Origin of the sequence: Nostoc sp. UHCC 0251 (assembly GCF_034932245.1) — a bacterium.
Classification (GTDB): domain Bacteria; phylum Cyanobacteriota; class Cyanobacteriia; order Cyanobacteriales; family Nostocaceae; genus Nostoc.
Genome location: NZ_JAYGHD010000317.1, coordinates 29,928 through 35,927, shown reverse-complemented (window position 1 = coordinate 35,927; position 6,000 = coordinate 29,928). Strand labels below are relative to the sequence as shown.

Annotated in this window: 8 protein-coding genes and 1 tRNA gene; 2 read left to right on the top strand and 7 right to left on the bottom strand. The window is 41.0% G+C overall.

From position 1 onward, the window contains the following. Nucleotides 1-247: 247 nt before the first annotated feature. The 5 genes from petJ to VB740_RS25680 all read right to left on the bottom strand — a co-directional run bounded on the left by petJ (nucleotide 248) and on the right by VB740_RS25680 (nucleotide 3,128). On the bottom strand, nucleotides 248-583 hold the full coding sequence (gene petJ / locus VB740_RS25700; RefSeq protein ID WP_323202696.1) for a cytochrome c6 PetJ: 336 nt from the start codon (nucleotides 581-583) through the stop codon (nucleotides 248-250). Nucleotides 584-886: 303 nt separating this feature from the next. Next, the gene (locus tag VB740_RS25695; RefSeq protein WP_323202695.1) at nucleotides 887-1,381 is read right to left on the bottom strand and encodes a GNAT family N-acetyltransferase; all 495 of its coding nucleotides are present in this window, start codon (nucleotides 1,379-1,381) and stop codon (nucleotides 887-889) included. Between the two features lie 561 nt (nucleotides 1,382-1,942). Beyond that, nucleotides 1,943-2,158, bottom strand: a complete 216-nt coding sequence (locus VB740_RS25690) for an acetyltransferase (protein WP_323202694.1) — start codon at nucleotides 2,156-2,158, stop codon at nucleotides 1,943-1,945. A gap of 284 nt (nucleotides 2,159-2,442) precedes the next feature. Then, nucleotides 2,443-2,751, bottom strand: a complete 309-nt coding sequence (locus VB740_RS25685; protein ID WP_323202693.1) for a DUF3181 family protein — start codon at nucleotides 2,749-2,751, stop codon at nucleotides 2,443-2,445. Nucleotides 2,752-2,870: 119 nt separating this feature from the next. Then, the gene (locus VB740_RS25680) at nucleotides 2,871-3,128 is read right to left on the bottom strand and encodes a hypothetical protein (RefSeq protein ID WP_229472735.1); all 258 of its coding nucleotides are present in this window, start codon (nucleotides 3,126-3,128) and stop codon (nucleotides 2,871-2,873) included. A 139-nt stretch (nucleotides 3,129-3,267) separates the two neighbouring features. On the opposite strand from VB740_RS25680, the gene VB740_RS25675 reads away from it, so the two are divergent. After that, nucleotides 3,268-3,939 carry a Uma2 family endonuclease gene (locus tag VB740_RS25675; RefSeq protein ID WP_323202692.1) on the top strand — a complete coding sequence of 224 codons (672 nt, stop codon included), beginning with the start codon at nucleotides 3,268-3,270 and terminating at the stop codon, nucleotides 3,937-3,939. Nucleotides 3,940-3,971: 32 nt separating this feature from the next. Here VB740_RS25675 and moaC read toward each other — a convergent pair whose 3' ends face one another. After that, a complete protein-coding gene (gene moaC, locus VB740_RS25670) occupies nucleotides 3,972-4,481 on the bottom strand; it encodes a cyclic pyranopterin monophosphate synthase MoaC (protein ID WP_323202691.1) in 510 nt (169 codons plus the stop codon). 34 nt (nucleotides 4,482-4,515) lie between these two features. Between moaC and VB740_RS25665 the strand changes: the two genes are divergently transcribed. Next, a tRNA-Arg gene (locus tag VB740_RS25665) sits at nucleotides 4,516-4,589 on the top strand. A 38-nt stretch (nucleotides 4,590-4,627) separates the two neighbouring features. Here the strand turns inward: VB740_RS25665 and VB740_RS25660 are convergent. After that, the gene (locus VB740_RS25660; RefSeq protein WP_323202690.1) at nucleotides 4,628-5,881 is read right to left on the bottom strand and encodes an MFS transporter; all 1,254 of its coding nucleotides are present in this window, start codon (nucleotides 5,879-5,881) and stop codon (nucleotides 4,628-4,630) included. Nucleotides 5,882-6,000 lie beyond the last annotated feature (119 nt).

The following is a 6,000-nucleotide window of genomic DNA, read 5'->3' as shown; positions in this document are numbered from 1 at the left end:
TTTAACCTTTACCCTTTTCCCCCTCTTGCAAAAAGCGCTTTTGCAAGAGGTCTATGGATTTTGGTATTATGCAAAATCATTTTCATACATGGAATCAGCAACGCCAGAATTGGAATCCAAAATTCAAGTTGTACTGAAAGCGCACCAAATAAGCGTCCTAAAATCCAAATTTTACAGTTTTGGCAACTCTAAAATTCGCGGGGCTTTTTGTCCCGCAAATTGTTAGTTATTGAAGTTAGATTTTAGTCTACTTCCAGTCATTCTCTGCTTGTGAAAGCACATAAGCAGTTACATCTTCAATCTGGTTGGCTTTTAAACGACTACCGAAAGCAGGCATGGCATTTTTACCTTTTGTCACTTGGGCAATAATTGCTTCCTCTGAGTACATACCATACTTTTCCAAATCCACCTTCTTCAGGCTTTTGGCAGCATTAACCAGATTTTTACCTCCCGCGTGACAAGAGGCACAATTAGCACTAAATACTTTAGCTCCACTAACAGCATCTCCTGCCAAAGCTGGACTACTGAAGGCAAAGGTGAAGATTGCTATGCCTAACAGCATCACTGTAATAATTTTTTTCATTTCGTGTTCTCTCTACAATAACGGCTTATTCGCTGCAATATCCTCCATAATTGTCAGTTGAGCCGTTACTATAGTCAAATGACAAGCTGTCAAACTTCACTATCAATTTTTGATAATTTTAATATTCTGGATTTTAGATTTAGGCTTGTTAGTATAGAACGATGTCTAGCAACAAACTGCTTTACAACTATGCTAATAATGAAAATGCAAATTTAGAGAAAATTTAATATTTGATAAAAAAATGATAAGCGTTTAAGGATGAAAATTGTCCTGCTTCATCCTTTATATTTCATCTTTTATTCTTTATTTGATAGCCCCTAACTGAGTAAGCATATCTTCTGTTACACGACAAATTCGCCAATCATCTAATATAGATGCTCCCATACTACGGTAAAATTTTTGGGCTGATTCGTTCCAATCCAGAACACTCCACTCTAACCGCCCACAATCACGTTCTATTGCTATCTGGGCTACTTTAGTTAGGAGAGCCTTACCAATACCTTGCCTGCGATATTCTGGTAAAACAAATAAGTCTTCTAGATAAATTCCTGGCTTAGTCAGAAATGTTGAATAATTATGAAAAAATAGGGCAAAACCAACAGCTTGACCCGCAGATTCTGCTAGGATTGCTTCTATATATTTCCGGGAACCAAATAAATGCTCCTTAAGTTCGAGAGCATTGCCAGTAACAGCATGAGATAATTTTTCATACTCAGCAAGCCCCTGAATTAATTTAAACAGTACGCTGTAATCACTTGGTTCAGCAAAACGCACAATCAAATTGCTACGGGAAGTCATTAGTCTATAGTTTATAGTTCATAGTCCATAGTCTATAGGCAACTGTACAAGTTTTTTGACTTATGACAAAAGAAAAGCCTAAAAAGGTACAAAACGCCCGGTTTTTGTAATTTGCAATAGGTGAGGCTCAATAGATATGGAGATACAGGCTCTCTAAATTCGTTAAGAATGTAGATTTAATAAAGAGCAAGTTTTGTAGGGTGTATTATCGCTAAAAGTACTACACATCCTGAATTTTAGGTACGTCATAACAAATTTCCGTAACATAACGCCAGTTGCTACAACGGATAACCCAGCGTAAAGCTTTCTCTTCTCCTTTGGCGCTAGCCTCTCCCTTTGGAAGCTATCCATTACGGGTAATGGATAGCTTCCAAAGGGGAGGGAACTAGATTTGTTTTTTCCCCTCTTTCTAAGGCAGGGCTGTTTGAAATGGAATGAAACAGCCCTGGGCATTAAGGGGGGGTAAAACGCTTGTGAAATAAGCGTTTGAGCTTAAGTTGACACGTATGATAGCTGTACGCCTCTACTACTTGTTGCTCAATTACGTGATTTTAAAATCAATTAAGCCTTGACCTTTCTATAGTCGGCATCTAACCAACAGCGTGGTAAAACTTCACCTGAAGGAAAAACAAGATTTTCTTTTTTAAAACTTTCAGGTTGCTGTTCTTCTTGACCTTCTTGGTCTTTTGCGTGAACAACATCATTATTGGGGTCAATTAATTCCTGAATCTCAACGATTTTTACCAATTCGCCACTATCTTTGACTTGTAAAAGCATAGAAATTGCCTCAATGAGTTTGCATGAATGTTCAAAGCGAGTCTTAAGATAAACTCGCTCAAATATCAACCGATTTTGAACGTGGATATTCCTTAATTGTTAAAGGAAATTTTTATCAGATATCCACACATAAATTGCACGAGATTGATCTGTCTGTGTGTAACTGTAAAGTTCATTTTTATAAAATAGACGCAGCAGATATCTACCTAATTCAGAAGCTAAAATCGAATCAGGAAATGCTGATTAATAAAATTGTCCAACTAATTTAATCTTGGTTTTAGCGACTAGAAATCACGTTGATATTTTTCCAAAATATCTACTAAAGCCACTTGGCATTGCAGGGGTAGTAAATCGATTAAAGGAATTTCACGTTTACCGCCGCCAATTTTTACTGAAATCGATCCTAGTACTTGTAAAACTCGGTCTTCGTTTACAGCGTTGGAAGTAATTAAGGGATACAGTTGCTCGGCAACAACTGTATGCAGTTTGGCATTAGATAAATAAAGATGCCATTTGGCAACATCTATGTAGACGTTTTCGCCAATTTCAGCTGCTAGGGCTTCTAGTAGTTCTGTGGTGTTAGTCTTAGCCATAAAAATAACCCTACATTAAGAAAAAGTGCGAAATTTCAGCCTTTTTTACATTATGGCTCAATTAACAGCCTAATCCTACTACCAGAGGTTACAATCGCCCCAGCATGAGTAATCCATCTTCAGGTGGATTTTGAGGGAGTTTCGGTGTAGTTAGCGATCGCACTAATATAAATCAGATGCACCAACACTATTCCTGTCCAACTTAAAGTCACCCAAGGCAGCCACTCCCAAGTAGTGCCTTTCAAGATGTGGAAAAACCATAAACCAGAATTGATAGTAGCAGCGATCGCTACATGCACGGCAAAATTCATCCGGTCATCGATCTTGCGGTAATCAGGGTCTTTGCGATCGGGTTTGCGAGGCCAACGAGGAGGCATAAATATTTGTTACAGAAAATACACCCTACTCATTCTAAGGTTTTTGGGGCAATGGTTGCTATTAGACCCTTACAAGCAGTCATAATTGAATTGCCAGTCATAATTGAATTGTAAGTCAAGAGCCACTGGGTTAAATCAAATGACGATCTTTGAGCAAATAGACCCCGATCTCCTCTATCCAGATAGTGACGGCAAACCAATGGCAGACAATACCGAGCAATATCGTTGGATTGTCCTGATTAAGGAGAATTTAGAGATTCTATTTGCTAATAATGACAATATTTTGATTGCGGGAGATTTACTTTGGTATCCCGTCCGTTCTCGGCTGATTACACCAACTGCACCTGATGTAATGGTTGTTTTCGGTAGAGCAAAGGGAAAACGCCGTTCCTACCGTCAGTGGCAAGAAGATAATATTCCACCGCAAGTAGTCTTTGAGATTCTTTCTTATAGTAATGATACCAAGGAAATGGAGCGTAAGCTAGAGTTTTACGATACTTACGGTGTTGAAGAATACTATTTATATGACCCTGAAAGTTTTCAACTAGATGGCTGGTTGCGACAAAACAACCATTTGAATAAGCTATGGCAAATGGATGATTGGGTTAGTCCTCGCTTAGGAATAAAATTTCAAACAGGTCTTGGAGAGTTAGTAATTTACCGTCCAGATGGACAAAGATTTTTGAATTCTCTAGAACTCAATCAACGGGCAGAACAAGCTGAGTTATTGCTAGAACAAGAACGTCAACGCGTTGAACAGTTAGCAGCATATTTGCGTAATCTCGGCATTGATCCTGATAATCTTCCGTGAGTGGGGAGTGGGGAGTGGGGAAATACAGTAGCCTATTGCTCTGGTGGTGAATAATCTCCTGATTTCCCGCCACTCTTACTTATTAAACGAATTGATTCAATTTGAATCGACTTTTCTAAGGCTTTTGCCATATCGTATAAAGTCAGGGCAGCCACAGAAACGGCAGTTAAAGCTTCCATCTCGACACCAGTTTCAGCTTTAGTTTTGACTGTGGCTTGAATTTGATAACCAGGTAGTTGGGGATCGGGTGTAATTTCAACCGCGATTTTTTGCAAAGGCAACGGATGACACAGAGGAATTAAATTGGCTGTTTGCTTGGCTGCCATAATCCCAGCCAATCTTGCAGTTGCTAACACATCCCCTTTTGGGACATTTCCGGCTTGAATGGCGGTGAAGGTGGCTGGCAGCATCCGCACATTGGCCGCGGCTACTGCTTGGCGGACACTGGGTGCTTTATCAGACACATCTACCATCTGCGCCTGTCCGTGTGGATCTAGATGGGTTAAGTTGGGAAAATTAGATGAAAAATTATCTTGCACCATTTAGTTAGAACGTGTTAATATAGATTGTCGGTGAGGGCGTGTAGCTCAGTGGACTAGAGCACGTGGCTACGGACCACGGTGTCGGGGGTTCGAATCCCTCCTCGCCCGTTTTAAAAGGCTAAGAGTTGAAAGTTAGGAGTGAGGAATTAAAGTTCCTCGCTCCTAACTTTTAGGTTGTTCAAGGCGTAGGCATCTGGAGCTAGACCTAGTGCAAAGCGCAGGGAGTTGGATAGGTTTTTGCTCGACTGGGTAAGGAAAAGGACAAGTGCAATAGAAGTGATCGCAGCACCGTAGCCAAACATATCGCGGTAGCCTACCTGTTCGGCGATGATACCCAGAAGAGGAGCCGCGATCGCAATTCCCAAGTCAAGCCCAGCTATACATATAGCAAAAATTTGACCCCGTTCTTGTGGCAGTGAGCGGTCTGCCATCATTGTGACCATCATGGAGATGAGTGTACCACTACCAGCACCTTCAGCGATCGCAGCCAGTAAGAAAGACATCGTGCTGTGAGCCTGCCACAACAGTATTAACGCTAGAACGTAGCAAAAAATACCGAATGTGATAAATAAACCACGACCAAAGCGATCGCTTGCCTTACCAGCAAACACTCTGATACTAAAACTAGAAATTGCCGCAGCTGTAAAAAACAGTCCACCATTGAAGTCCACATCGGTGGATTTGAGGAATAAGGACACAAAGGTATGGACAGCACCGAGAGACAAACCAACCAACAACATAACTATTGTTGGAACTCTCACCCGTGGACTGCCTAAAATTTGCCAAAAGTTGCGCTCGTTTCCCTCATTTTGCTGTTGTGTCTGCACTGGCGGATTGGTGACTTGTACAATCCCCAACAGAGCGACAAAACCCAATTCTGCACAGAAGAGAAATAATATCCCGTAACCACTTGTAGCTTCCAAATACCCACCCAAGGCAGGGCCAATTGCTAAACCAAGGGGAGTTGCTAAGGTCATGTAACCAATGATTTCGCCACGAGTTTCACTGGGAGCTAAATCTGCGACTAAGGCACTGTAGCCAGTGGTAAAAGCCGCAACACTAAGACCGTGAAAAATCCGCACCAAGATTAATAGCCCAAGAGATTGAGTTGCCAAGTAACCAAAGGGTGCGATCGCAGCTACTATCGTACCAATCAACAAGGTAATTTTTCGACCGCGTTCATCGGCTAACCGTCCCAGTATCGGGCGAGATAGCAATAAACCAATGGCGAAACTGCCCATGACAATCCCAATTTCTTGCTTACTTGCGCCCACATGATCGATGTAAAGCGGTAGGGTTGGTAAGAGCGAAGATATGCTCGACCAGAATAATAAACCTGCTGTAAACAAAATCAGCAGGTTGCGTCGCAGTTCGGCGTCAAAGGTATTAAATGCTTTCAAGGTAGATGCAAGTTAATAAGGTTTTTGTCATTTGTCATTTATCCTTTGTCTAGAGTCAACCAGTATTTACCCTTAACTAATGACTAATGACCAATGACTAATGACTAATGACTACTATT

Coding starts and splice junctions, on each gene's coding strand:
- petJ (WP_323202696.1), bottom strand. CDS start 583: ATGAAAAAAATTATTACAGTGATGCTGTTAGGCATAGCAATCTTCACC.
- VB740_RS25695 (WP_323202695.1), bottom strand. CDS start 1,381: ATGACTTCCCGTAGCAATTTGATTGTGCGTTTTGCTGAACCAAGTGAT.
- VB740_RS25690 (WP_323202694.1), bottom strand. CDS start 2,158: ATGCTTTTACAAGTCAAAGATAGTGGCGAATTGGTAAAAATCGTTGAG.
- VB740_RS25685 (WP_323202693.1), bottom strand. CDS start 2,751: ATGGCTAAGACTAACACCACAGAACTACTAGAAGCCCTAGCAGCTGAA.
- VB740_RS25680 (WP_229472735.1), bottom strand. CDS start 3,128: ATGCCTCCTCGTTGGCCTCGCAAACCCGATCGCAAAGACCCTGATTAC.
- VB740_RS25675 (WP_323202692.1), top strand. CDS start 3,268: ATGACGATCTTTGAGCAAATAGACCCCGATCTCCTCTATCCAGATAGT.
- moaC (WP_323202691.1), bottom strand. CDS start 4,481: ATGGTGCAAGATAATTTTTCATCTAATTTTCCCAACTTAACCCATCTA.